At 33.9% G+C, this 25,644-nt stretch carries 23 protein-coding genes and 1 pseudogene; 6 read left to right on the top strand and 18 right to left on the bottom strand.

The window, feature by feature from the left end; genetic code table 11:
- Nucleotides 1–56: 56 nt before the first annotated feature.
- The 12 genes from LJE08_RS03635 to LJE08_RS03580 form a co-directional block, all read right to left on the bottom strand.
- Nucleotides 57–1,427 (bottom strand): LTA synthase family protein, encoded by a 1,371-nt coding sequence (locus tag LJE08_RS03635; protein ID WP_227402436.1) that lies wholly within the window; start codon nucleotides 1,425–1,427, stop codon nucleotides 57–59.
- A 38-nt stretch (nucleotides 1,428–1,465) separates the two neighbouring features.
- On the bottom strand, nucleotides 1,466–1,753 hold the full coding sequence (locus LJE08_RS03630; protein ID WP_117924828.1) for an HU family DNA-binding protein: 288 nt from the start codon (nucleotides 1,751–1,753) through the stop codon (nucleotides 1,466–1,468).
- Between the two features lies 1 nt (nucleotide 1,754).
- Nucleotides 1,755–2,750 (bottom strand): NAD(P)H-dependent glycerol-3-phosphate dehydrogenase, encoded by a 996-nt coding sequence (locus LJE08_RS03625; protein WP_186999266.1) that lies wholly within the window; start codon nucleotides 2,748–2,750, stop codon nucleotides 1,755–1,757.
- 13 nt (nucleotides 2,751–2,763) lie between these two features.
- Nucleotides 2,764–4,071, bottom strand: a complete 1,308-nt coding sequence (gene der, locus LJE08_RS03620) for a ribosome biogenesis GTPase Der (protein ID WP_117924825.1) — start codon at nucleotides 4,069–4,071, stop codon at nucleotides 2,764–2,766.
- Between the two features lie 20 nt (nucleotides 4,072–4,091).
- Nucleotides 4,092–4,742 (bottom strand): (d)CMP kinase, encoded by a 651-nt coding sequence (cmk, locus tag LJE08_RS03615; RefSeq protein WP_117924823.1) that lies wholly within the window; start codon nucleotides 4,740–4,742, stop codon nucleotides 4,092–4,094.
- A gap of 11 nt (nucleotides 4,743–4,753) precedes the next feature.
- Nucleotides 4,754–5,518 (bottom strand): hypothetical protein, encoded by a 765-nt coding sequence (locus LJE08_RS03610; protein WP_117924821.1) that lies wholly within the window; start codon nucleotides 5,516–5,518, stop codon nucleotides 4,754–4,756.
- Nucleotides 5,519–5,584: 66 nt separating this feature from the next.
- On the bottom strand, nucleotides 5,585–6,145 hold the full coding sequence (gene efp / locus LJE08_RS03605) for an elongation factor P (protein WP_117924819.1): 561 nt from the start codon (nucleotides 6,143–6,145) through the stop codon (nucleotides 5,585–5,587).
- A gap of 251 nt (nucleotides 6,146–6,396) precedes the next feature.
- Nucleotides 6,397–7,371 (bottom strand): zinc dependent phospholipase C family protein, encoded by a 975-nt coding sequence (locus LJE08_RS03600; RefSeq protein WP_117924817.1) that lies wholly within the window; start codon nucleotides 7,369–7,371, stop codon nucleotides 6,397–6,399.
- On the bottom strand, nucleotides 7,364–8,833 hold the full coding sequence (locus LJE08_RS03595; RefSeq protein WP_227402435.1) for a DUF2779 domain-containing protein: 1,470 nt from the start codon (nucleotides 8,831–8,833) through the stop codon (nucleotides 7,364–7,366). The genes LJE08_RS03600 and LJE08_RS03595 overlap by 8 nt, the downstream gene beginning before the upstream one ends.
- A gap of 33 nt (nucleotides 8,834–8,866) precedes the next feature.
- Nucleotides 8,867–9,826 (bottom strand): YafY family protein, encoded by a 960-nt coding sequence (locus LJE08_RS03590; protein WP_227402434.1) that lies wholly within the window; start codon nucleotides 9,824–9,826, stop codon nucleotides 8,867–8,869.
- 14 nt (nucleotides 9,827–9,840) lie between these two features.
- Entirely contained in the window at nucleotides 9,841–10,179 is a 339-nt protein-coding gene (locus tag LJE08_RS03585; RefSeq protein WP_227402433.1) for an ankyrin repeat domain-containing protein, read from the bottom strand.
- A gap of 60 nt (nucleotides 10,180–10,239) precedes the next feature.
- Nucleotides 10,240–11,397 carry an AI-2E family transporter gene (locus LJE08_RS03580; RefSeq protein WP_186999260.1) on the bottom strand — a complete coding sequence of 386 codons (1,158 nt, stop codon included), beginning with the start codon at nucleotides 11,395–11,397 and terminating at the stop codon, nucleotides 10,240–10,242.
- Between the two features lie 131 nt (nucleotides 11,398–11,528).
- Between LJE08_RS03580 and LJE08_RS03575 the strand changes: the two genes are divergently transcribed.
- Nucleotides 11,529–13,142 carry a CTP synthase gene (locus LJE08_RS03575; RefSeq protein ID WP_117924807.1) on the top strand — a complete coding sequence of 538 codons (1,614 nt, stop codon included), beginning with the start codon at nucleotides 11,529–11,531 and terminating at the stop codon, nucleotides 13,140–13,142.
- A 375-nt stretch (nucleotides 13,143–13,517) separates the two neighbouring features.
- Here the strand turns inward: LJE08_RS03575 and LJE08_RS03570 are convergent, their stop codons facing one another.
- A complete protein-coding gene (locus LJE08_RS03570; protein ID WP_227402432.1) occupies nucleotides 13,518–13,730 on the bottom strand; it encodes an Rpn family recombination-promoting nuclease/putative transposase in 213 nt (70 codons plus the stop codon).
- Between the two features lie 111 nt (nucleotides 13,731–13,841).
- Here LJE08_RS03570 and LJE08_RS03565 point away from each other — a divergent pair, with 111 nt between their 5' ends.
- The 3 genes from LJE08_RS03565 to LJE08_RS03555 all read left to right on the top strand — a co-directional run bounded on the left by LJE08_RS03565 (nucleotide 13,842) and on the right by LJE08_RS03555 (nucleotide 18,353).
- The gene (locus LJE08_RS03565; protein WP_117924805.1) at nucleotides 13,842–15,929 is read left to right on the top strand and encodes a glutamine synthetase III; all 2,088 of its coding nucleotides are present in this window, start codon (nucleotides 13,842–13,844) and stop codon (nucleotides 15,927–15,929) included.
- A 97-nt stretch (nucleotides 15,930–16,026) separates the two neighbouring features.
- A complete protein-coding gene (locus LJE08_RS03560) occupies nucleotides 16,027–17,187 on the top strand; it encodes an amidohydrolase family protein (RefSeq protein ID WP_227402431.1) in 1,161 nt (386 codons plus the stop codon).
- Nucleotides 17,184–18,353, top strand: coding sequence for an amidohydrolase family protein (locus LJE08_RS03555; RefSeq protein ID WP_227402430.1), 1,170 nt, complete (start codon nucleotides 17,184–17,186; stop codon nucleotides 18,351–18,353). The genes LJE08_RS03560 and LJE08_RS03555 overlap by 4 nt, the downstream gene beginning before the upstream one ends.
- Before the next feature lie 46 nt (nucleotides 18,354–18,399).
- Here the strand turns inward: LJE08_RS03555 and LJE08_RS03550 are convergent, their stop codons facing one another.
- Genes LJE08_RS03550 through LJE08_RS03540 form a run of 3 tightly spaced genes read right to left on the bottom strand, consistent with a single transcriptional unit; the run spans nucleotide 18,400 to nucleotide 20,850 of the window.
- Nucleotides 18,400–19,158 (bottom strand): hypothetical protein, encoded by a 759-nt coding sequence (locus tag LJE08_RS03550; protein WP_227402429.1) that lies wholly within the window; start codon nucleotides 19,156–19,158, stop codon nucleotides 18,400–18,402.
- A complete protein-coding gene (locus LJE08_RS03545; protein ID WP_117926844.1) occupies nucleotides 19,143–19,322 on the bottom strand; it encodes a hypothetical protein in 180 nt (59 codons plus the stop codon). Before LJE08_RS03545 ends, LJE08_RS03550 begins: the two co-directional genes overlap by 16 nt.
- Nucleotides 19,323–19,332: 10 nt before the next feature.
- Nucleotides 19,333–20,850 (bottom strand): hypothetical protein, encoded by a 1,518-nt coding sequence (locus LJE08_RS03540; protein WP_117926845.1) that lies wholly within the window; start codon nucleotides 20,848–20,850, stop codon nucleotides 19,333–19,335.
- Between the two features lie 183 nt (nucleotides 20,851–21,033).
- On the opposite strand from LJE08_RS03540, the gene LJE08_RS03535 reads away from it, so the two are divergent.
- Together LJE08_RS03535 and LJE08_RS03530 are read left to right on the top strand one after the other, a co-directional pair.
- Nucleotides 21,034–22,197 carry a hypothetical protein gene (locus tag LJE08_RS03535; RefSeq protein ID WP_227402428.1) on the top strand — a complete coding sequence of 388 codons (1,164 nt, stop codon included), beginning with the start codon at nucleotides 21,034–21,036 and terminating at the stop codon, nucleotides 22,195–22,197.
- 5 nt (nucleotides 22,198–22,202) lie between these two features.
- A complete protein-coding gene (locus tag LJE08_RS03530; RefSeq protein WP_227402427.1) occupies nucleotides 22,203–23,090 on the top strand; it encodes a tetratricopeptide repeat protein in 888 nt (295 codons plus the stop codon).
- A gap of 165 nt (nucleotides 23,091–23,255) precedes the next feature.
- Here LJE08_RS03530 and LJE08_RS03525 read toward each other — a convergent pair.
- Nucleotides 23,256–23,985: pseudogene (locus LJE08_RS03525) on the bottom strand (sensor histidine kinase); the annotation flags it as partial.
- Nucleotides 23,978–24,295, bottom strand: a complete 318-nt coding sequence (locus LJE08_RS03520) for an FtsX-like permease family protein (RefSeq protein ID WP_306666106.1) — start codon at nucleotides 24,293–24,295, stop codon at nucleotides 23,978–23,980. The gene LJE08_RS03520 and the pseudogene LJE08_RS03525, both read right to left, overlap by 8 nt.
- Between the last annotated feature and the right edge of the window lie 1,349 nt (nucleotides 24,296–25,644).

Below are 25,644 nucleotides of genomic sequence, written 5' to 3'. Positions count from 1 at the left end.
CGAAAAAACGATGAACGCCACAACTAATATAATAATGAAACTGCGTAATCTTTTTTTCACATGAGCCTCCTATAGAAAGTTGAATTTCTTTTTATCTCTTTATCAACTCGATTTGCATCGATCTCTTCTGTAAGTGTTGGTTTATCACCAAATAGATTGGTCCCTAAACCAAGCTTATCGCCTTTAATCTTGTATCCTAAAGCTGTTAATATTGTAGGATAAAAATCCATGGTCGTAAAGTCACGGTTTTTTTCTTTTTTAGGTTTCGCTCTAGAATGAATAAACGCATTCCACACTCGACGATCATAGTTAGATGAATATGTATCATGAATATATTCAGCCGCCATACTTGTATGATCACCCTGAATGACTATAACAGTATCTTTATAGAAATCTTGTTTCTTTAACCATTCCATAAAATCTTTTAGATTTTCATCTGTATGATAAATCGAATTCGATAAGGATTCTTTAAAGATATTCTTACAATTTTTGGATTGATAGCCATAAGGATGGTGCGTATCGACTGTCAACATTTCGAAATCGAATGGTTTGGATGATTTTGATAAACTTAAGATTTTCTCTTTCGCAAATTCAAATAATTTATCATCCTCAAACCCCCAGAATTCATGATAATCCTTGTCAAGAATTCCTTCTTTCTTTAAAGAAACGGTATCTTGAATATCATAATGACCATGTTGATCAAAATAGCTTCTTCTTCCACCAAATGTCGCATCCGAACCAATCATAAAGACACGATGATATCCATCTTTTTCTAGAATATCTCCAAGGGTATTTACATTAGGCATAAATGGAACTTTGTTCTTACAAAATTTATGTTTTAAACTAAAAATTAAAGGAATACCCGACGTACTCGCAACAATACCTCCCGTTGTCCAACCCGTTCCTGTTAAGACTCTAGCTCCACCAATTTTCTCATTTTGTGAAAAAGAAACGGAGTCTTTTGTAAGCTGAGTCAGATAAGGCAATAAATCTTCATCTGCATTACCTCCATCTTCTTTTGTGGCATATGTTGTTTCCATCGATTCTAGATAGATATGAATAAAATTCATCTTCTTTTCAGGTGAAATAACTTCAGATTCAACGTAGTATTTATCAAAGAAATCCGTCTTCTTAAATTGGTTAAAAACATATGAAAAAAAATGAATTTGACAAAGACCATATATACAACAAAGTAAAAGAATAAGTTTGGCTATGTTTATAGAAATCCAACTAAAAATGAGGCCAAAAATAAAACCAGGAAGTAAACATTTTTTCATCCATCCAAAAATAAATTGCGTATTGGTACCTTCCAAAGGAACTTTAATGTGGTATACAATTTGTTCAAAACTCGATAAACCAAAATAAGAATAGGCCCACTTACTTGAAATAGCTAATGTAAAGCCTAATGTCACAATAAATAAGCTCATGATCCATCCTTTCTAAAGACAAAAATAGGTCATATGACCTATTTGTTGCACTTATTCTTTAAAGTCTGACTTGGACGAAACTTTGGAAGTTTTGTAGCCGGAATCATCATTCTTTCTTTTGTGACAGGATTGATTCCCATTCTTGATTTACGATCAAAAATTTCAAACTTACCAAAAGCTGTGATATCTACATGACCATCACTTGCCAAGGCATCACTCATTTCATTAAAAATTAAGTCTACCGCAAATGCTGCGTCTTTTTTAGACAAATTTAAATTGATTGATAAAGCCTGTGTTAAAGACTCTTTATTTACATACTTTCCCATATTAAAATTCCTTCTTTAAATCTCTAATCATTAAATCTTGTGCACATTCACTTGGAAGTTTTCCATTGAATAAAATTTGGTAAACTTCTTCACAAATTGGCATATCAATACCATTTTCTTTCGCAACACGATGAACAATTTTTGCGGTACGAACACCTTCTACCGTTTTTGTGTTGTTCTTAAAGAAGTTTTCAACCGAATTCTCTTTTCCAATTTGGTAACCCGCTTCAAAGTTACGAGAATGTACACTCGTACAAGTTACAATCAAGTCTCCAATTCCAGTTAGACCCATGAACGTTTTTTGTTGCCCACCAAAATGAACACCATAACGAATCATTTCCTGTAAACCACGCGTAATCAAGGCTGCACGCGTATTATCTTGATAGCCTAAACCAGATAAGATACCGGATGCGATAGCCATAACGTTTTTAATGGCTACACCAAGTTCAGAACCAATCTCATCATTTCCTGTATAAATACGTAGGTATTGATTTGAGAATAAGTTTTGAACGGTTACGGCATCCTCGTTGTTTAAACTGATCGCATCAATTGTAGTTAATAAACGAATGACAACTTCTTCTGCATGACTTGGACCAATTAAACTTACGACGGAACTTAATTTATCTTCATCAATACAGCGACGAATAACTTCAGACATTCTTTCATTTGTTTCTGGGTGGAATCCCTTAGAAACGTTGATGATAATTGTCTTTTTATCTAATATATCATTGATTTGGTGACAAATTGGATCAATTGCGATTGTTGGTACTGCCAACAATACAATATCGGCTCCTTTGATACATTGAATATCTGTTGTTGCCTTTAATTCTGGATTTAATTCAACATCTCCAAAATACTTTGAGTTTTTATGATTTTCATTAATATCATTAACTTCAGCTTCTGCAACACCATACACTAAAACTTCTTGATGATTATCTTGTAATACTTGAGCTAAAGCTGTTCCCCAGCTTCCACTACCAATCACAACTGTACGCATATTTAACTCCTTACTATGAGCGTTTACGAGCCAAAATCTTAATTGGAGTTCCCGTAAAGCCAAACGCTTCTCTTAACTTATTTTCAATATAACGAGCATAACTAAAATGCAATAATTCTGGATCATTGACAAATAAGACAATTGTCGGTGGCTCAACCGCAACTTGGCTCGCATAATAAATCTTTAATTGTTTTCCCAAGTGAGGTTTTGCCGGATTCATCATCTGTGCATCCAAAATGACATCATTTAATACATTAGTTGGAATACGCAATGTACATGCATCATGCACTTGATCAATCAAAGGAATCAATTGATTCACTTTACTTCCAGTAAGTGCAGAAGTAAACGCAATAGGTGCATAATTCAAATACAAGAATTGAGCACGAATTTCCTTTTCAATCTTTGACATGGTCTTCTCATCTTTTTCAACTGTATCCCACTTATTGTAGACAATGATAACACCTTTACCAGCATCATGCGCAAGACCAGCCACATGCTTATCTTGATCACGAATACCCTTTTCACCATCAATCAAGAATAACACGACATTACTACGATCAATTGCACTTAAAGCACGTAAGATCGAATATTTTTCAATATTCTCATAGATTTTACCTTTTTTACGAATACCTGCCGTATCAATGATCATATATTCTTTATCATCCACAAAAAATGGCGTATCGATCGCATCACGCGTAGTACCTTCTACATTGGATACTATAACACGATCTTCTTTTAAGATGGAATTAACCAAACTTGATTTTCCAACATTAGGACGTCCAATGCAACAGAATGAAGTAATTCCTTCATATGGAGCGATATCTTTTTCTGGAAGTTTTTCCATCACGACATCCAATAAGTCGCCAAGTCCAATGCCATGTGCCCCACTAATCGCAATTGGATCTCCAAGACCTAACGCATAGAATTCATATACATTCATCTGCATTTCTGGATTGTCCACTTTGTTGCAAGCTAAAATAACTGGCTTTTTACACTTTTGCAGCTTTCTTGCGATAATTGTATCATCTGTCATTACTCCTTCTTTGGCAGAAGTTAAGAAAATAATGACATCCGCTTCTTCAATCGCAATATCTACCTGCATATTGATTTCCTGGGCAAATGCCTGGTCCTCAATTTGAATACCACCCGTATCGATCAAGCGAAAAGTTTGTGTCAGCCATTCCACTTCACCATAAATTCTATCTCTTGTTACTCCGGGTGTATCATCTACAATGCTCTTTCTTTGTCCAATCAATCGATTGAATATCGTTGATTTTCCGACGTTTGGCCGACCTACGATGGCCACAGTACCTCGAATCATATTGTGGTCCCCTTTCTACATTATCCAACTATATCTAATACTTTTGAAACGACTTCATCAATTGTTAAATCAGAAGTATCAATTTCAATCGCATCTTCTGTTTTTACTAAAGGCGAAATTTCACGATGCATATCCTGATAGTCTCTTGCGACAATATCCTGATAGATCGTTTCATAATCAGCATCGATTCCCTTTGAAATATATTCATCATATCTTCTTTGGGCTCTAGCCTTACTCGATGCACTCATAAAGATTTTTACTTCTGCATCTGGCAAAACAACAGAACAAATGTCTCTACCATCTACAATAAAGCCTTTATTGGCACATACTTTTTGTTGAAGATTCACTAATTTTTTACGTACAATACCAAGCTGACTTGTTTTACTAGCCTGCATAGATACATTATTCATACGAATTTCTTTAGATACATCTTCCCCATCTAAATATACATGGTTATCTTCATCAAAATGAATGTCAATTGTGTCCATCAAATCTGACATTGCCTTTTCATCTTGAATATTGACTCCATCTTTTAAAGTTTTATACGCCACACAACGATACATAGCACCCGTATCTAAATGGCGCATATTTAACTTTTCTGCAACAATATCCGCAATCGTACTTTTACCGACCCCGCTAGGGCCATCAATCGCAATATTAATTTTTTTCATGTCCATCCTCATTAAATATTCTTAAATGTCCATACTAAATAGCCGATGATCGCAACTAAAGCTAAGATCAATATAGCTAAAACGACATTCAATACGATTTCTGAGCTCTTCTTTTCTTTATGACTACTAGCCTTTTCAAAATCAGAAGTTTTCATACGCATTTTTGCGCTAGGCATAGATTCAAGTTCATCACGCTTTTCTTTTTTGCGCTTTGACTTTTTCTTCTTATCCTTTTTAGGTTGTTCTTCCGTTTTATCAAAATCATCATGAGAAAGATACATCAAATCCAATTCATCATCCAATGGCTTTTTAACATCCTCTACATCCTGACTTGTAAGAACGATTTTTTCTTCTTTAGGTTCTTGACGAGTGATTGTTTGTCTTGGTTTTGAAATCTTCATTGTTGAACCTAAATCTTCATCATCTGTATCCATAGGAATCACATGTTGATTTCTCTTCATTGTATCACTACTTGTTGTGTCTAACTGTTTTAAAATATTGATCTGTGTATCATCTGTGATACGGTTACCATTATCAATATTATATTGCTTCACTTCTCCAAGCAGATCTTCCATCACTGGAGATGTAGGCATTTCTTTTACAGTAGGTGAAACACGCACTGTATCATGTGGATACAATGGTTTGTTGGCATGTGAGCCACTATCTACACGCGATAATCTTTGTAGTTTCACTGGCTGCGCTTGAGCAGCAGTTGTTTCTTCATCTAAACGATCTCTAAGTTCTTGATACTTTTGTTTTCTTGAAAGTTGAGTCATAAGTACCTCCTAAACATTCCTTACTATTATACACTATCTGGCAAAAAAAGAAAAATAGGCGATTGCCTATTTTGCACGTCCTGAATATTTTCCGTCGTTTGTGTTGACAACGATCATTTCATCTTGGTTGATGAATAAAGGAACTTTAACTTCTAATCCAGTTTCTAATACAGCATTTTTACTAGCACTTGTAGCTGTGTCTCCCTTTACCGCCTGTTCGCATTCAACAACTTTCAATGTTGCTTTATCCGGTAAAATAACACCTAAGATTTCACCTTCATAGCTAGAAATATTTACGTTTGAATTTGGAACAATAAAGTTTCTTTCCCATTTTAAACGATCCATAGGAATTTCAACCTGGTCATATGTTTCATTGTCCATAAATACCATAGCTTCATCTGTATCATATAAATACTGCATTTCTCTTTTTTCAATCTGAGCTGGTTCAACCTTTTCGCCACCACCCCAAGACAATTCAACATTACTTCCAGTACGAACATTACGAACTTTCGCCTTAACAACCATGGCACTACGAGCTGTTTTATTTTGTGATGCTTCTAAAACCGTATAGATTTCTCCATCGACTAAAATTGTAAGACCTGGTTTTAAATCATTTGAACTAATCATGTTTATTAACTCCTTTTAAATTGTATGTATAACCTAAATTATTTTATATCACGCAAAAAAATTGTCAAGAAAAAGAAAAAAAGCACCGAAGTGCTTTCTCTCATCGAAAGGATCGATAAAGTAATTTCTTATGTGTTTTAAGGAAGGATATATACACACAAGATGGATATTGAGTCGAAAGGTGAGCCATACTTTCTTTCTCTTACCGTCTTTATAATACGCCTAATTTGTAAACTTGTAAACCCTTCCACCTATTTTTCGTAAATTAAATCAAAATTTATCATTTCCTTGCGATCATTTGTACCCAAATTATAGTTACGATCTTGAATTAGATTTAATAAATCACCATCTAAATCTGGATTTTCACATGCTGCTAAGAATAAGCGAATTGCCTCCATCGCAAGAAGTTGGGCTTTATCGTATAAGTCGAAGAAACTTTCTGTTGAAACCAATGTATCATCACTTGGATGTACCCAACGTGTATGTAATAAATTCATTACATCATATGGATCATCCGGCTCATTAGGTACGATATATCCAGACAATGAATTGTAGGCTTTGGTGAAAGTCTCTAATGTTTGAAGTGCCTTTAGCTTATCTCCATAAGCATCATAGAATAAGGATTCAATAAAGTGCCAATCCTTCAAGCTTTCCATGATTTGATGAGGCTTGATTTCAAAACCTAGAATCTGACGGATCGCAGGCACATAAATACGTGCAATGGCACGAGCTTCTTCTTTAGATGCATCACTGATTTCATAGAATTTAAAATCTTCAATCGTACATTTTTTTTTCACCTTCAACATGATCGCATCAATCAACGATTCAAAACGATGATGGTACCATGCACTCTTGCCTTTGCAAGTTCCCGTGCGATAGAACACATATGGATGGCTTGTCGCATCTAATGCCCAGTGACATAAATGTCCACAAACATAAGTCATCATATCTTTCTTTATTTCTTCATCTGTTTCATTACGAATGGAAATCAAAGCTTTTTGATAAAATTCATTCACATGACCCGCATGAAACATACTTCCTGAAACACGTAAATCACTCTTTTTAAAAAAATCTTTTGGATTCATACCATGAAAGAATAAAAAGTCCGGGCCATTCGAACCAATTTCCAATAAGTGAAGTCTAGGTTCAAATAAATCATGCGTGTTTTCATCCACCTTATCAAAGATTTCCTGTGCAAATAAAGTATGAGTAATAATATTAGGCATCTTTTTCTACCTCCTTGATCAAGCCATGATATACAACATATTCTGCATATGTATCCATCTGACAATATGTTGAAATAGCTTCTTTTACTTCTTTTTTCTCTTCTTCGTCCTTCTCATCATATGTACGATACGCAAACACGGCATTTAAACCATTTTGGATATCCAAATCATGATAAGAAACATCTTTTGAGAATACAGGCAATATACTCTTCAAAGAATAATGACCACGCATTTTTGAATTGTAGTAGAGTCCTGCCTCAAATGGTTTTGATAAATCCACCATTCTTAAACAAATCGACTCTAATTCTTCCCTATATTCTTCAAATTGACTCGCTAATTGTTTCAATCTCAGCTTTTCAGCTCCCTCCATATTATAAACAAGAATCGTTCCCGTTTTAGGAAGGTCTTTGATCAATTGTTCAATAAAATGCCGACGGCAATCTTTGGATTCAAAGAAGTTATAATGGGTTAAATTTCCATCCGAAGTTTCTACATGAAGACTATATTGAAAACATAATACGTCAAAAGGCTTCATATTCTTATAGGGTGGCACCGCAAAGGTATCCCATTCAAAATCCAAATACGAAATTGGATATTTGATTTGTTTCATCCATACCTGTAAAGCGGCACGATCCATAAATGGTTTTTGCGTTTTACTAGCCATATATTGCGCATATTGAAGGCGGAATCCTTCAATTTGATTCAATGGCAACTCATGAATATGACGAATACCACGATCATACGCATCCAGCTTATGTTGATTGGTTGTAAAGAATAAAATCGAGTCATCTGGTTCATTAGATTCATCAAAACAGACAGAATAATAGTTGCACCTTCTTAAAGCTGTACATTGTTTTGTGCGTACTGGCGTAACACTTGGTCGATTTAAAATTTCTTTTGTTCTTTCAATCCAACTATCCAAATCCACTTCCACTTCATCCATACATTCGGCAATTGTTTTCGATAAGTGGTTACGCTTATTGAATAGTTTGTCGCTGATACATAACAGTTCATTTAAATCCAACGCATCCTGACGAACATATTCTTTATTTAAATAGACAATGCGATTTTCGACAATGTTAACGCCACAATGCGAAAGAATCATTTGATTGACCTTCATGATCAATGCTTCATTTTCTTTAGGATACGCACTCAAATGTGGATACACGGCCATATATCCATTCTCTAATTTTTTTAGATATGGAATCTTTGTACGACACTCCTTATATTCAAAGCGTGCAAAACATACAACTTCGTTTTCTTCTAATAATTTTAAAGATTGTTCGTTTGAATCCATGGAATGACCTAAGCCACACTCATTCGCATTTAAATAATTTCGCCATAGATCGGAGAATGGACAATCCATTTTATAAAAACTTTCCTGGTGAAGTGAATTGTGGGCGCTGTTCCAACAAAAACAGTCACATTTCATTTCACGCATTAAATCTGATACATGTAACATAAAAAATTCACCATATCTATTGTACTTCAATTTTTAATTCTTTTCATCCCTATACGCATTTAATATTTTTTGAACACGCGACAAATAAGCAATTTTTACATCTTCAGGATTTAAAATCTCCATTTGATCACTCATAGAAAACAAAGACTGATACAAGTTTGACATGTCGTCTGTATAGAACTCAAAGTCTGTGTACGCTTCTTGTTTATTGATGGCTTGTAGTTTATTGCCCCAATATTTTTCTTTAAATAAACGAAGCCCATTATTTTCATGGTAAACTCTCACTGACACAAGTTTTAAATCTAAAGGAATCAAAGAATGTTCCCCGATGTAGTTGCTTAAATGAAAGTGATTATCTCGAATAAAGTGTCTCGATGAAATTTCACATGAAAACATACGTTGCGAACTAAAACGGTACATGCGATAGTCTTTTCTTAATAAAGAAAAACCAATTAAATAATACGACTTATGGTAGTGAATGATTTCATAGGGTTCAACCTCAAATTGTTTAGGGGCTTCATCCTGTAAAGACTGGTACGACAAAAGAACGCAAAGACCATGGTTCATGGCTTGTTGCGTCTTATCAATCATGTGGGAGATCTTTTCGTCTAATTCCATAGAATTGGACATATAGTGTAAGGAATCGTTAGATGAAATCTTGCTTGTCGAAATAATCTTATCCATCGCATCACAATATAGTGGAAGGGGTTTAAAGTCTTTTTGTGTACGCATAAACTTATAGGATTGCACCAAAGCATCCTTTTGTTCGTCACTAAAAATAGTGACAGGAAGATCGTATTTATCATTTAAGATGTATCCTCCATAACGTCCCTTTACTTCTTCTACATTATATCCAGCTAATACAAGCTCTTTTTTAAATTCACGAATGTTACGTGGATTGACTTCAAGTTCTGTCGCAAGCTGTGTTGTGTTCATTTTCCCTCTTGCCTTTAATAGTTGTAACATGCGAATGCATAAGTTTGTTCGATTCATTTTTTTATCTCCTTTTAGTGCGTGCTGCAAAATCTTTGGGGATAGTAGCCAAAGCCTTTTTTTGGTTCAAAATATTTAGGAACAATACCACGAAATACAAGTGGACGTATCATTTGACCAATCCCTCTTTCAAGCGCAAAGCCTAAAGCTTCTTGTTTCTGAATGGCTCCGGCATCAATTAAAATATTTACAATTTCTTCATTTCCAATGCTGATGGCATGCATCAAGATAGGATATCCATTAAATACCCAGCTTGGACTTGCTCCAAGTTCTAGGCAGTTTTCAACTCCTTGTACATCTTCTTTCCATACAGCATCTAATAAATCCATAGCTAATCTTTTTTCTGCGTTCATATTGTACCCTTCTTTCTATACTCAAAGGATACAGCTTAAATAGACATCATTTATGTCAAATTAATCGGATACTTCTTTCACTTTTTGAAGCCTAGTTAACACATCTTCACTTACCAGCTGATAGATGCATGAACAAATTGGAATAAAAATGATGATTCCAATAATACCTGCTACATTGGCTCCAATGGTGATGGCCACAATGATATACACAGGCGGAAAGCCTACAGACTTACCAACGACGTGCGGATAGATAAAGTTTCCTTCAACTTGTTGAATACAAATAAACATAATAATGAATGTAAAGCCTTGTACTGGAGATGTTATCGCAAGAAAGAAAGTACATAATAGAGCTGCAACCAAGGCGCCAAACATTGGCACAAGAGCTCCAATACCAACGACTAGACCTATTAAAAATGCATATGGAATCTTCATAATCAAAGATCCTGCAGTAACTAAACTGGCTAAAATCAAGCATTCCAAACAGGTTCCGCCTACATAACTTGTAAAAATACGAATGATCAGCTTTAATACGTGGCGTGTTTTTTCATAATCCTTTTCTGGAAGATAGGCCTTTAATAAAGATTTTGTTTCACGAACCACTTGTTTTTTATTAAACAACAATAGAAACGAGAATACGATTGCGATAAAGGCTTGCGCAAACCAAGAAAATGTAGTGGATAAAATCATAAAAATGGAACCAAATATATCATTGGCTCCTCCAGATACAAGCCAGGAACTGATTTTTTTACTCACATTATCAATCGCAAATGTACTAAAGGCATTGATATCTAAGTGTTGTAAAAAGTTGTGCACTACATCTACATGTTTTGTGATATCTAAAAGCCATATATAGAATTCATAGATCATTTGTGGGAAGTTTGACATCAACAATTGAATCGAAAATAGAATCTTAGGTATGACAATACCGACAAAGGCGGCAAATACAGCAAACACAATGAAGATGGATAAAATGTTAGATAAGACTCTTTTAATTTTTGTATCTTTAATATCAAACCATTTGATTAAAGAGCACATGAGATTGTTCGATATAATATTAAACACAAAGGCAAGTCCTGCACCAAATAAAAATGGCAGACACATTGCACCAATCCATGCCAAAAAATCAACGATTTTTTCAAAATAATAGATAACCATACAGATTAATAAGGTTAAAATAATGAGTCTTTGGTACATTTTTTCTTTTTCATGTAGGTTCATCAAAACCACCTCAATCGAATTTATTATACTATCTTTTACATTGAAAATCATTTTTTTAAATTTTTTATTTACATCTTTTTTTCATAGGTGTAAAATTCACGAGTTAAAAGAAAAAAGTAGAGGTGAAACAAATGAGTACAAAGTACATTTTCGTAACAGGAGGTGTTGTTTCTGGTCTAGGTAAAGGTATCAGTGCAGCCAGTCTTGGCCGTCTTTTAAAGTCCCGCGGCTACAAGGTAACAAGTCAAAAGCTTGATCCCTATATCAATGTGGATCCAGGAACAATGTCCCCTTTCCAACATGGTGAAGTATATGTCACAGATGATGGATTAGAAGCCGACCTGGATTTAGGCCATTATGAACGTTTCATTGATGAAAACCTACACACGTATTCCAATCTTACCACTGGACGTGTCTATTGGAATGTCATCAATAAAGAGCGTGATGGAAAATATCTTGGTGAAACCGTTCAAGTTATTCCTCATATTACCAATGAAATCAAGAGTTTCGTAATTCGTGCAGGAGAACATGCAGCTGCCGATGTCGTAATTACCGAGATTGGTGGTACGACTGGCGATATTGAAAGCTTACCATTTCTAGAATCCATTCGTCAGGTTGCCTTAGAGGTTGGTCGTAAAAACTGTCTCTTCATCCATGTCACTTACATCCCTTATATTTCGGGTTCACAGGAATATAAATCAAAACCAACTCAACATTCCGTAAAAGAATTACAGTCTTATGGCATCAATCCAGATATCATTGTGGCGCGTTGTGATGAAACCATTCCGCAGTCTGTATTAGACAAAATTTCATTATTCTGTAATGTTGAAAAACGTTGTGTCATTCAAAATAAGACACTTCCTTCTCTATATGAAGTACCATTTATGTTAGAAGAACAAAATCTTGCGGATATCGTCTGTGAAAAGACAGGTCTTGAAGTTCGTAAACCGGATTTAAGTGAGTGGCAACAAGTTGTCGACAACATTAAGGCAAGCACAAAACCTGTAAATATTGCCCTAGTTGGCAAATATGTGGCCTTACACGATGCCTATTTATCAGTCAGTGAAGCCTTGTATCATGGTGGTTTTGAAAATCATGCCAAAGTCAACATTCAATGGATCGATTCAGAAGGCTTAGAAAATGCCAACTTAGATGAAGTCTTTAAAGATACTGATGGAATCATTTTACCTGGTGGTTTTGGAGATCGTGGTATTGAAGGTATGATCAGTGTAGCTTCTTACGCAAGACAAAAACAAATTCCTTATTTAGGTATCTGTTTAGGTATGCAGATTGCAGCCATTGCCTTTGCTCGCGGTGCACTAGGTTTAAAGGATGCCAACTCTTTTGAATTTGATCCACAAAGTAAACATACAATCATTGATTTCATGGAAGATCAAAGTAATGATATTCGTAAAGGTGGAACCATGCGTTTAGGATCTTATCCATGTTCATTAAGAGCCGATACAAATATTTGGTCTTGCTACAAAAAAGATATGATTGATGAAAGACATCGTCATCGTTATGAATTCAACAACGAATATCGTTCTGAATTTGAACGTAACGATATGATGATTGTCGGAACAAGTCCGGATAAACAATTGGTTGAAGCAATTGAGTATAAGAATCACCCTTTCTACATTGGTGTACAATATCATCCTGAATTTAAATCTAGACCCAACCGTCCACACCCATTATTTGTGGGTTTAGTTAAGGCCAGTCTAGAAAACAAAGAAAGTCACAAATAGTGACTTTTCTTTTTTATATATACTTTTTAATTTCAACCACAGATACATTCATAACGAAAGCTACAGACTTTTTATCCATTGTATTAGAAAGGCGAAGTATCATATTCTTGATCTGTTTTCTTCAGCATCCGTTTTTTATTTCACAAAAGATAAGCCATCCTCGTTTTTCAATGTGCATGAGTTACACATTCTATGATTATCAATTAAATTCACATTAAAGAACAATTAGACAATTTTCTCCTTTAACTCTCCATAATATTTTCCTTCCAATTCTTGTCAAGCCATGAAGTCTAGTCAAATAATAACTAAAGCGAATTGGCAGATGATCTTGAGTTTGTCTTAACTGCATTTCTAAATCCACCATCGTTTGATTATCTAATTCAACCTTGAATTCTTCATTTTACTATAGTCTTTTACCATATCTGAATTTTTAACATCCACATGATGGACTTTCCTTTCTGAAAATACCGTAAGTAATGATTTTAAGGCATCATTAGCCTCTTTACAATATTCGCCAAAAACATACTTGAAGGCGAAATCAATTAATAAATTTGCGTTACGCATGAACGTCTCAATTCTAGCAGGCATTTCCTACATACTCATATACAAAAAAAGGAATTTTTTTGAAAAAAAGAAAAATTTCTCAAAACATTTGTGAAAATAATGATATTATATACGCGACAGGAGGATACTAGAAAAATGAAAATTGTCGATGAATATTTTGGATGTGACGTATTCAGTACATCTGCTATGCAAAGATACTTGCCTCATGCCGTCTACAAACAAATGATGGATGTGATGGAAAAAGGAAAGGAACTTCCTAAAGAGATCGCAGATGTAGTCGCAAACGCCATGAAAGACTGGGCTATGGATAAGGGTGCAACTCACTATACGCACTGGTTCCAACCCATGACAGGTATTACGGCTGAAAAGCATGATGCGTTTATCAATCCAACAGGGCCAACATCTGTTATTTCAGATTTTAGAGGAAAAGAATTAATCAAAGGTGAACCCGATGCCTCAAGTTTTCCAAGCGGAGGATTGCGTGCCACTTTTGAAGCCAGAGGATATACCGCATGGGATCCAACTTCTCTAGCTTTTGTCAAAGAAAAAACTTTATATATTCCAACCTTATTCTGCTCTTATGATGGTAGTGCTTTGGATAAGAAAACACCATTATTGAGAAGTAATGATGCCTTAAACAAAGCAGCTGTTCGTTTATTAAACATTATGGGTTACAACATTCATAAAATCAAAACAACAGTAGGTCCAGAACAAGAATATTTCTTGATTGATGAAGACATGTTCAAAGAACGTCTAGACTTATTAGTAACAGGAAGAACATTATTTGGTGCGGCTCCCGTAAAAGGTCAAGAATTAGATGATCACTACTTTGGTAGTTTATCTGAACGAGTAAAAGCTTATATGGAAGAAGTCGATGAAGAACTTTGGAAATTAGGTGTTTATGCCAAGACCGAACACAAAGAAGTAGCTCCATGTCAGTTTGAATTGGCGCCTGTATTTACATCAACAAATATTGCGAATGACCAAAACCAATTGACTATGGAAGTTCTACAAAAAGTAGCTTCTCATCATGGATTGGTATGTTTACTACATGAAAAACCATTTGATGGTGTCAATGGTAGTGGTAAACACAACAACTGGTCTTTCTGTACAGAAGAAGGAGAAAACATTTTAGAACCAGGTGATTCGCCAAAAGACAATATTCGTTTCTTAACCGTTCTAGCTGCCATCATCAAAGGTGTAGACGAATACCAGGATTTATTAAGAATCTCTGTTGCCAGTGCCGGAAACGACCACCGTTTAGGTGCAGATGAAGCTCCACCCGCTATTATCTCTATCTATTTAGGTGAAGAACTAACTGCCATTCTTGAAGCCATTGAAGCTGGAAATGAATATGTAGATACAATCGATCGTAAATTGGAACTTGGTGTTTCTACCCTTCCTCCAATCGCAAAAGATTCTACAGACCGTAACCGTACTTCTCCATTCGCATTTACAGGTAATAAATTCGAATTCAGAATGCTTGGATCCAACTTAAACATTTCTTGTCCAAACACTATTTTAAATACAATCGTAGCCGAAGAATTAACACAGTTTGCGGATGAATTGGAATGTGTTAAACAAAAAGATATGACAAAATCCTTAATTGCGTTGATTCAAAAGACATTAAAGAATCATAAGCGTATCATTTTCTCTGGAAATGGATATTCCGATGTATGGAAAAAGGAAGCACAAAAACGTGGCTTATTAGAACTTAAAACAACAGCGGATGCACTTCCTCACTATACAGATCCAAAGAATCTACAATTATTTGAAAAACACAATGTATATTCTGCAAGTGAATTGCATGCTCGTGAAAGTATCCTACTCACAAACTACTACCAAGTAGTTCAAATTGAAGCTAAAACAATGGCTTATATGTTACGAAAACAAATCTTACCTGCTATCTTTAGTTATGAAGCTAAATTGGCTCAAATCATTCAAACAAAAAAATCAAGTGGCATTGAGGCACCATTAGAAGTTAAAATCTTAAAAAACATCAATACACCTCTAGAATTAGTATCCAATCACTTAGATACATTAGAAGCATTGATCAACAAAGAAACCACAACAGAAAAACAAGCTGCTCGTTTTGCGGCCGATGAATTACTTCCGTTAATGGAAACGATTCGTCAATTGACGGATGTGATTGAAACCAATGTTTCTAAAGAAGACTGGCCTTTACCAGACTATAACGACATTTTATTTAAATCTATGTTGTAGGGAATCCAAGGATTCCCTCTTTTTTACATTAATTTTCTGAAACTACTTGCATATTTCTCTTTCAAGGTTCATAATCACTTAAAAAGGAGTTTTAATTATGAGCAAATTAGTCGTACACGCAAAAATAATGATTGATGGAGTGAATGATACACCAAAGAAAGATCAATTGATTTCAATTGAAGATGGAAAAATTGTTTCCATTGAAGAATATCATGAAACAAATGAAGAAGTCATTCATGCCAATGTCGTTACCCCTGGTTTTTTTAACTGCCACGTTCACATTATGGAACCGGTTGGCTTTGGGACCGATAAAAAGTTTAGTTTGATGGAGAAAGCATTCTATACGCATAAACACTGTGAAGACTACCTTCATTCAGGAGTTACTTTTATCCGTGTTTTAGGTACTGCCAACGATTATGATATGCAGATTCGTGACTGTATTGATTCTGGACTCATTCAAGGACCACATATGTTGTGTGCTGGAAGATGCATTTGTATGACAGGCGGTCATGGTTGGCAAGATGGAATTGAAGCCGATGGCAAGGATGAATGTCGAAAAGCAGCTCGTACCCTTCTTAAAGAAGGTGTCGATATAATTAAAATCATGGCTACAGGTGGAGTTATGACCAAAGGGGTTGAGCCAGGAAGTGCTCAATTAACACAAGAAGAAATGGCTGTCATTATTGAAGAAGCACATAAAGCTGGAAGAAAAACAGCTACCCATGCCCAAGGAACACAAGGCATAAAAAATGCTCTATATGCTGGTATTGATTCAATAGAACACGGAATCTTCTTAGATCAAGAATGCTTGGATTTTATGAAAGAACACGGTACTTATTTAGTTCCTACTTTAGTTGCTCCTCAATGCATTGTAGAAAATGGTATTGAAGCAGGTATTGCTGACTATATGGTTAAAAAGGCAATCTATGTTAAGGATGCACACGTAGAAAGTTTTAAAAAAGCCTATGCCCAAGGATTAAAGATTGCCCTAGGTACAGATGGTGGTACACCATTCAACTACCATAACAACACCGCTTATGAAATGGAATTAATGGAGAAATACGGTGTAGATCGTATGGATATTTTAAAAATTGCGACACACAATTCAGCTGATTGTTTAGGTGTTTTAGATGATTATGGAACTTTAGAAGTGGGTAAACATGCCGATCTCGTTTGTCTTGAAGAAAATCCATTGGATGCTATTTCAAATGTTCGTAAAATTGATAAGGTCATTAAAGATGGAGTGATTGTAAAGTGACAAAGCTATATATTCATGCCCAAACTTTAATTGATGGTATTAGTGATACACCTAAGCTCGATCAATTAATTACTATTGAAGATGATAAAATCGTTCAAATTGAAGATTATCACGAAATAAACGGAGATATCATTCATGAAAGTGTTATTACACCCGGTTTCTTCAATTGTCACGTACACATTTTGTATCCGGTTGGATTTGACTCAAAAAAAGAATTTTCTTTAATGGAAAAAGCTTTCTATGCCCAAAAACACTGTAAAGAATATTTAGAATCTGGTGTTACTTTTATTCGTGCAGTAGGTACAGAAGAAAACTATGACCTACAAATTAAAGAGGCCATTGACAACCATGTGATTGAAGGACCTCATATGTATTGTGCTGGTAAAGTTATTTGTATGACAGGCGGTCATGGATGGCAAGAAGGCATTGAAGCCGATGGTAAAGATGCATGTTTAAAAGCCGTTCGTACACAGCTTAGAAGCGGTGTGGATCTGATTAAGATGATGGCTACAGGAGGCGTTATGACTAAGGGTGTTGAACCTGGCAATGCTCAGTTTACTGTGGATGAAATGAAGGTCATGATTGAAGAGGCACATAAGGCCGGAAGAAAAACAGCTACCCATGCCCAAGGATTACAAGGTATTAAAAACGCTTTATATGCAGGCATTGATTCCATTGAACATGGTTGTTTTTTAGATGATGAATGTTTAGAACTGATGAAAGAACATAATACATTCTTAGTCCCTACCCTTTGTGCTCCCCAATGCATTATCGATAAAGGTGTAGAAAATGGTGTAGCCCAATATATGGTGGATAAGACGTTAAAAGTCAAGGATGCCCATGTTGAAAGTGTTAAGAAAGCTTATGAAAAAGGTATTCAGATTGCCTTAGGCACAGATGCAGGAACGCCATTTAATTACCATTCAAATACAGCTTATGAAATGGAGCTTTTGGCTCGACTTGATATTTCAAACATGGATATCTTAAAGATGGCCACGATCAATTCCGCAAGATGTGTTGGAGTTGAAAAGGACTATGGTTCGATTGAAGTTGGTAAACAGGCTGATTTAGTTTGTTTAAATGAAAATCCATTAGAGAACATTTCAAACGTAAGAAAAATTAATAGAGTCATTCAATCCGGTAAGATTGTGGTAGACAACAATTAAAACTATAGGAAAAAGGTAGAAATCTTAAAACTTGATTTCTACCTTTTCATTTTGATGGATAACGCTGCAGTGCCATGCCTGTTAAATATGGCATCGGCATTTTATATATAGCTTTTTTGAATAATTCTTTTGTTTTCGGATCAAATTGTTCTAATTTTGAAAAAATTGTAATCAAATGTTCAGTCATACGACATGATTCAATACATTCAAGAATGCGTTCCATTTTTAGAAAATCAAATACATCTTCACTCTTTTTAAAATGATCAAATAATTCATGAACATCTGGATCCGTATCATCATACCCATTATAGAAAATAGACAGATAGCTTTCTGGTTTTAAAAACACAGGAGCCATCAATTCATAGTCTAGACGCGTATTTGCGATCACATCCATATATGGAATTGAATCATAATACAATATAGCTTCTCCATAAGTATCATCTGGAATCAAATAATCAAATGTATAGTATGTCCAGAAATTAAATAATGGATTGGTTTCCAAACTTCTAAGATCCAAGCCATACTTTTGTGCTTGCCTTTGAACAACCATGAGATCAATAGCTCCACAACTGCGAATAAATCCAATTAAACAAAGTAAAGGTTCTTCTTGTTTTTCTTTTTGATCAAAATCCACAATTTTTAAAGCCTCAATAACACTTTCCTTCAGCTCGTCTGGAATTTCATTTTTAAATAATAAATATTTTCGATAAAGCGCCACCTTTTCAAATGGTATACTACGAACATCCACTTCTTTATAATTGTTTTCACGATTCGTTTTAAAAGTTTTAGTTATTTTACTGTACAAACATCTACAATATTTTCTGGTGTATATTGTTGAATAATTAGCTCAACCATTTGTTTACGAGTAATTTTTTCACAACTCACATCATCCGGAAAACATATCCGAAAAAATTGACTGTACACAACTTCTTTTCGATAATGATTGATTTCTTGTATTAATGAGCTCATAACTCTCCTTTTAATTCATATTTTTTGGCAACAACGAGTAAATCTTTTGTCCGTAACTATAATCTTCAAATGCCTTTGAAACAAGTTTTTGGCTAAGCTGCATATCGGCCGTTGAAATAAAACCATCATAGATGATCATCCCATTAAATGGCATAATAGCAGTTTGAATCAACATAGGTGTTTTTTCGGCCGGAATAAATTTATCTAAGTTTTCATTTAAACCCTTGACCATATAGTTGATGCCTTCATCATTTAATACTGTATAGTTCTTTTCATAGACAGCCAACAAAAAGTTTTTGCGCATGCCATATTTAAAATCTTTTATAATATTCAAATTACGATATGTTAGATTTAAAGGATTCTTTTGAACATAGCCATCAATAAAACGATCTTTTTCTTTCCAGAACACCTCGATTAGATTGACCAATTCATCGGGTTCAATATAATTATTGGGATCAATTTTCTTATTTGGGATAATTTGTTCCAAAGCATTCACATAATCTAAGACGCTAAAATATAACTTATAGAATAGGCGTGTATCTTTTTGATCTAAATAAGCATACGTTTGTTTCTCATTTAGAGCACGAAGCTTATCATTAAAAGATACGTGCTCATGTGCTTCTTTATAGCCTTTCATACTAAGTCCATAATAATTTGGTAATGAAATTTGTACAACAGCTTTGCGATAGCGCTTTGTCAAAGAATCTGAGAATCCATTAAAGAATGGAATTAAATCGATCTTTTCTTCATTCACAGTACCACGAAGCAAATTGTTGAACAATTCATCCTTAAACTTTGTGATGTCCTGCACTTCTTTTTTAACAGCTGTAAAAAATTTTTTAATATCTGGATTTGTCGCATCAAAACCATGATAAAAGATAGAAATGTAGCTGTCTCGATCTAAGAATTTTGGTTCGAATCTTTCGCGTTCGATACGACAATTGCGAATGTTAAACAATAGATCTTTATAATCCCAATATACATATTCATTAGCTAAACTATGATCAATTAATTCATAGTCTTCTTTTAAATACGCCCAGAAATTGAAGAGTTTTCCCTCAATAATGGCTTTATAATCGTATGCACAAGCACTACATACGGCTTGAATCAAAGATGGTTCAATGATGCCAAAGGCACGTATAATTCCAAGAATGACTAAGCTTGGTTCATCTTTTTCTGCCTTCTGATCTAAATCAATATCTTTAACAGCTAATTTGACATTCTTTTTGAATTCTTCAGGTAATTCTTTATCAAAATATAAAAACTTAGAGCTTAATGCATGTTTTTCAAAACGATATCGATCGTCTTCTAAGTCTTGGTTGCGTAATAATCTTCTTAATACCTTTAATTCCCATGTTGTGCAAATAGAAACTAAATACTCAGGGGTATAGGTTTCAATCATGCGTTCAAACATTTCTTTTCTTGTCATGGAATCATAGTCCCAATAATCGTTTTGACATGTTCTTTTATAACAATCAAAAACCTTTTCTTTACTATAACGATTTGCATGTTCCAATAAGCGCACCAAAAAAAACTCCTCCTTTATATATCTTCAAAGGGATTCATCGTACCCTTTTTTCAATCCAATGAGAAGCCAAAACAAATGCTTTGGCAATATTTTTATTTCTCCTTGAGATTGTTATAATTATTATAGTATGATATCGAAAAAAATTGAACCTATGTGTTAGAATTATACCTAAGAGGAAGAAGTATGCGAATCATAGAAATTTTTAAACGATTATTTCATTGTAAAAAACCAATTGAGATCAAACCAAAGAAAAATGTAAATGCTCCAACGAAGATGAAACAAAAGAAGGATTTAAATCCACCAAAAAAGATGAAACAAACGTATGTCGCAAAATCTACCAATTATTTGGATGAACAATACGAATTATTTCAAACCATTCAGCCTGGATATCTTGTCTTTTGTCGTATGCCCGTTTGCGAAGATAATTTGGTGGATATAAATCACCCCCATCGTATTCGTCCCTTTTTGATTATCAAAAAGGACAAAGACTATTTGTATGGGTATGCGGGAAGCACAAAGAAAAAGAATCCAAAGATTCAATATACTTTAAAAGATGGACATAAAGATAAGGAAACAGGTGCCTTTAGCGATTCCTATCTATATTTAAATAATGTGTATCGAATTCCCATCCAGAATATCAAAGGAATTTTAAAACAAGTCTCAAGCAAAGATTTGATTCAAATCCAAAGAAAGATTCAATTATTGAAAAATAGTGATGTACATCATATTGTTTTATTTGAAAACATTGAATTTACATTTGAAATAGGAGATATAGTGGAATATAATACTTCCCTTTACTTTTTATCAAAAATTCAAGGCGATAAAATATATGGATATGTGTGTTCAAATACAAATGGTGATATCGAGTTAAAAGGTTTAAATCTATTCATTAATACAGATATAGAAAGAAAAATCGAGCCGAATCCACATAGTTTAAAATATATTTTTAACACGAATGTGAATCGTTATGTGAATAAACAGTTAAAGAAAGAAAACAAAGAAGTGTTGAAACTAAAAGAAGATATTTACGTTTCTAGAAATGTACAATACTACAATTATTATCCACTAGGAACCATATTAAGGGATATCAACACAAATGAAGAAATTGTATATTTATTTAATTACCGCAAGCGCTCCTATTGTGCAAGGCTAGAAGAAATGTATAATGATAATTATTCAATTTGGCAATATTCTCCAAAATATTATTGTGTGGAGGATGAATTAACTGAAAATGGCATAAAAGAGATGTTGGAGGGTTTCTTAAGCAAGAAATCACGGAATAAAGAGATCAACAAACCTTTTATTCCAATTTTTGAAATCGAATATAAGAAAATAAAGAAGGTTTAGATAGTATGGCATTCACAATCGAAAGTGCAAAACAAGTTCTAGATGATTATTATGATTTGGTGCATTCCAAATACGAGGATGATATCCAGTTTATAAATGCCCTAGAATTTTTAATTCAAGAAGCAAACAATCCAGAATATATGGTGGAACTGGGTGTCTGGTATTATGGACAAAAACAGTTTGATCTTGCGGAAGACTATTATTTAATGGCTGCTAAATTAAACTATGTAGATGCCTATGAATGTTTAGGCTTCATTTACTATTATGGACGCGTGGGACAACCCGATTATGAGAAGGCCTTTCACTACTATAAACTTGCGAGTGATCAAGGAAATATTGTGGCAGCCTATAAATTGGCGGATATGTATAAGAATGGCTATTATGTACAAAAAGATTATCCAAAATATGTACAAATCATTAAGAGTTTATATCCTTTACTACAAGGAGCAACGAATACGTTTGATCCTGTTCCCGAAGTCTATTCTAGGCTAGCAAAGATCTATGTAGAAGAAGGTAATGAAGATCAAGCCATTCAATTATTATTGATTGCGAAGGAATTCCAGTCGCAAAGATTGATTTATTCGGACTTCTTTGGTGATCTTGCCATCATTAAACATATCGTACTCGATTTATATTCGCTTATTCAATTTGATTCAGACTGCATAGATCTATTTGATCTATACTATGTTCTACAAAAGCCATGTAAACTCGCCTTAGAAATCAATGGAGAAGATTATATTATCGAAGCCAAATACGAGGATGATTTATTCTATATTTCGATGGATGATAAAAACTATGAAGATGTCGATCAATTCTTTCAAAATGCAATAATTCATGATGAGCCATTATATAATCAATATGTAAATGTGAATTATCTAGAAATGTTAGACTAAAACAAAAGTGGTAATTACTCAAACAAAATGAGTTTTACCACTTTATTTTCTTGAGTAATTGAAGCAGTAATTGTTTTAATATCTCATAAATAATTAGCAGGTTTTCACCTCTAACTTGCATTTTGTGTTAGTACGCGACGTAATGCAACAACTTTAAAAGAGCTGTTACTTCAATTTAATCTTGAAGATAAATTTTTCTCCTTCAATCGTTTCATATTTCATTTTATAATTATCTAATAGATTACGAACAATATATAAACCTAGACCATTTCCTTTAGATTGGGTTGGACCTTGTTTATTTTGAATAAAGAAATAGCCTTGTTCGATTCCAATATGAACAGTATCCTTTTCATGCGTATAATTGATCGCATTACTAATAAGATTAGACAAAATGATATTTAGAGCTGCCTTGCCAATATACATTTTTTCATTTTTTTAATCATTTTGAATTCTTAATTCCTTTTGGTGAATCAATACATTCATCAATATAAACATCTCTATTTTTATATTTTCCCACATTGTATTTCATTTTTTCTAAGATGATTTTAAGACTTGCATAGGCGTTTTTAATTCGTGACTGGCCCTTTAAAGAAATTGTATTTTATTTTCTCTAATCTTAGAATCTCTTTATTTTTAAATTCAAGATTGGAAATCGAATCAAGAAGTGTGTTTCATACAAATCATTAATTTGTGCCTTCAACTGCCCAATTTCATAACTCGAATCAGTTTCTAGACGAGCCTTCTTATCTAATGCCATCATTTGATCGGTTACACTTTTGATTTCAACTACATGATTTTTAATGGATTTGGCATACACTAAAGAGACAATAGCTGAAAAGCATAGGGATATAATTAAGGAGTAAGGAAGAAGTTGTAGACTTAGATTTTTAGCTTCGCATTTTGATCATGATCATAAGACTCGCCATTAGTACAGAAACGATAATAATACTCATCGACAAGCCATGACTTAATATGAAGCATAACGTATTATGTTTAATTACACTAAAAGCACATAGAATGATTCCTGATGGAAAGGATATAAATACAAGTTCTAATATAAATTGAACAATGATTTCCATCTTACTTTTTCCTATAGACAACAAGACACCCATTTCATGTATGCGATCTCTTAACCCTAGAACCAATACCAAAGATAAGACAACAAGTCCACACACAATGATAGAACAAGATAGAATCTGAATCATGTGCTTCATACTTTGTATAGATTCTAAAGACGATTTATAGGCATTCGTATCTTTAGACACAACATATTCACTTGATGGATTTAAGGATTAAACTTGTTTAAGCCTACTTTCTTTCTTCGAGAAAACTGTCATTTCATGGACCATTTTCGTATCTAAAAAATGATAATCCAAAAATACGGTATTCTCACTTAAATCCGAAGATAAACCTTTATATGTTTCATGCTTCTTACCTTCAAAAATTCCTTTGATTGTAAAAGTATGAGAATTCAAACATATTGTGCCCCCTACTTTTAAATGATTCTTTTTAGCTAGATCCAAATGAATAAGAATAGAGTTTCTATCCTTAGAATTAATATTTTTTCCTGAAATTAAAGTAAATACTCCACTACGAAATAAAACATTTTTTGAAGTGTTATTTGTTCCAACTACTGAAACTACATTCTTATATTCTTCAGGTAAAGAATCCAGTGTTACCCCCCTGCTTAATAGAAACTGCCTTAGTATCTTCTAGCTTAGAAACAAAATCATATTCATATACAGAACTATTAAAATACTGGTTTTCAAATTCAGAACCATCCTTTTTTTTGTACTACAATCGAACTCATCATTTAAAGGTTTTCCATTCGTAAATTGGATGAAAGTATACTCAAGCATCCATAAAGACTTAGAAGAATAATCATAAGTATCAAAAACAAGATACTCGTCTTTACTTTCTTTCTCGTGATATATGCATAAGCATTATGTATCAAAAAAAACAACTCCTTATCCAAAAACATTCTTTCATCATTTATGAAATGTTTATGAAATCAAGTCACGAATTTAAAAAAATATATTCTTGCATAAAGCCAAATAGAAAAACCACTGGATACAGTGGTTTTTCTGTATTTTTCTAATGTAAAGACACTAGTTTAATCCTTTGCGTTTGGTGAACTAGTGTCTTTTACATTTTTCTATAATCAATAATGTAATTTTTAGTAATTCAACTAAAGCCAATATACTCATGGCAACTTCAATGTACAGATAAATATACATAGAACACGTCCTCCTACATAATCGGAATCATCGAGAACTCAAGATATCATCCTTTTCATTCCAAGGGTAGCCATTACTACATCCAGTCGCCAACCCCTATTATGAATCAATTTCAATTGTTTCTATTTCAGTGAATTAGACAAGATTAGTCTTGACTTTTATATATATCAATTGTTTAATAATCATACAGAAAGACTACTGGATACAGTGGATCCTCTGAATTATTTTATGTCGAAAGGCACTAGTTTAATCCTTTGGGGAAGGTGAACTAGTGTCTTTTACATTTTTCTATAATCAATAATGTAATTTTTAGTAAT

Source organism: Holdemanella sp. DFI.5.55, from assembly GCF_020593575.1.
Classification (GTDB): domain Bacteria; phylum Bacillota_I; class Bacilli_A; order Erysipelotrichales; family Erysipelotrichaceae; genus Holdemanella; species Holdemanella hominis.
The sequence above is the reverse complement of the archived record's forward strand: the minus strand, read 5'-3'. Positions and strand labels throughout refer to the sequence as shown.

Coding starts and splice junctions, on each gene's coding strand:
- LJE08_RS03530 (WP_227402427.1), top strand. CDS start 22,203: ATGGCATTCACAATCGAAAGTGCAAAACAAGTTCTAGATGATTATTAT.
- LJE08_RS03565 (WP_117924805.1), top strand. CDS start 13,842: ATGAAAATTGTCGATGAATATTTTGGATGTGACGTATTCAGTACATCT.
- LJE08_RS03545 (WP_117926844.1), bottom strand. CDS start 19,322: ATGAGCTCATTAATACAAGAAATCAATCATTATCGAAAAGAAGTTGTG.
- der (WP_117924825.1), bottom strand. CDS start 4,071: ATGATTCGAGGTACTGTGGCCATCGTAGGTCGGCCAAACGTCGGAAAA.
- LJE08_RS03625 (WP_186999266.1), bottom strand. CDS start 2,750: ATGCGTACAGTTGTGATTGGTAGTGGAAGCTGGGGAACAGCTTTAGCT.
- LJE08_RS03570 (WP_227402432.1), bottom strand. CDS start 13,730: ATGCCTGCTAGAATTGAGACGTTCATGCGTAACGCAAATTTATTAATT.
- LJE08_RS03580 (WP_186999260.1), bottom strand. CDS start 11,397: ATGAACCTACATGAAAAAGAAAAAATGTACCAAAGACTCATTATTTTA.
- LJE08_RS03630 (WP_117924828.1), bottom strand. CDS start 1,753: ATGGGAAAGTATGTAAATAAAGAGTCTTTAACACAGGCTTTATCAATC.
- LJE08_RS03575 (WP_117924807.1), top strand. CDS start 11,529: ATGAGTACAAAGTACATTTTCGTAACAGGAGGTGTTGTTTCTGGTCTA.
- efp (WP_117924819.1), bottom strand. CDS start 6,145: ATGATTAGTTCAAATGATTTAAAACCAGGTCTTACAATTTTAGTCGAT.
- LJE08_RS03590 (WP_227402434.1), bottom strand. CDS start 9,826: ATGAATCGAACAAACTTATGCATTCGCATGTTACAACTATTAAAGGCA.
- LJE08_RS03635 (WP_227402436.1), bottom strand. CDS start 1,427: ATGAGCTTATTTATTGTGACATTAGGCTTTACATTAGCTATTTCAAGT.
- LJE08_RS03595 (WP_227402435.1), bottom strand. CDS start 8,833: ATGTTACATGTATCAGATTTAATGCGTGAAATGAAATGTGACTGTTTT.
- LJE08_RS03560 (WP_227402431.1), top strand. CDS start 16,027: ATGAGCAAATTAGTCGTACACGCAAAAATAATGATTGATGGAGTGAAT.
- LJE08_RS03600 (WP_117924817.1), bottom strand. CDS start 7,371: ATGCCTAATATTATTACTCATACTTTATTTGCACAGGAAATCTTTGAT.
- LJE08_RS03585 (WP_227402433.1), bottom strand. CDS start 10,179: ATGAACGCAGAAAAAAGATTAGCTATGGATTTATTAGATGCTGTATGG.
- LJE08_RS03535 (WP_227402428.1), top strand. CDS start 21,034: ATGCGAATCATAGAAATTTTTAAACGATTATTTCATTGTAAAAAACCA.
- LJE08_RS03610 (WP_117924821.1), bottom strand. CDS start 5,518: ATGACTCAACTTTCAAGAAAACAAAAGTATCAAGAACTTAGAGATCGT.
- LJE08_RS03520 (WP_306666106.1), bottom strand. CDS start 24,295: ATGATTCAGATTCTATCTTGTTCTATCATTGTGTGTGGACTTGTTGTC.
- cmk (WP_117924823.1), bottom strand. CDS start 4,742: ATGAAAAAAATTAATATTGCGATTGATGGCCCTAGCGGGGTCGGTAAA.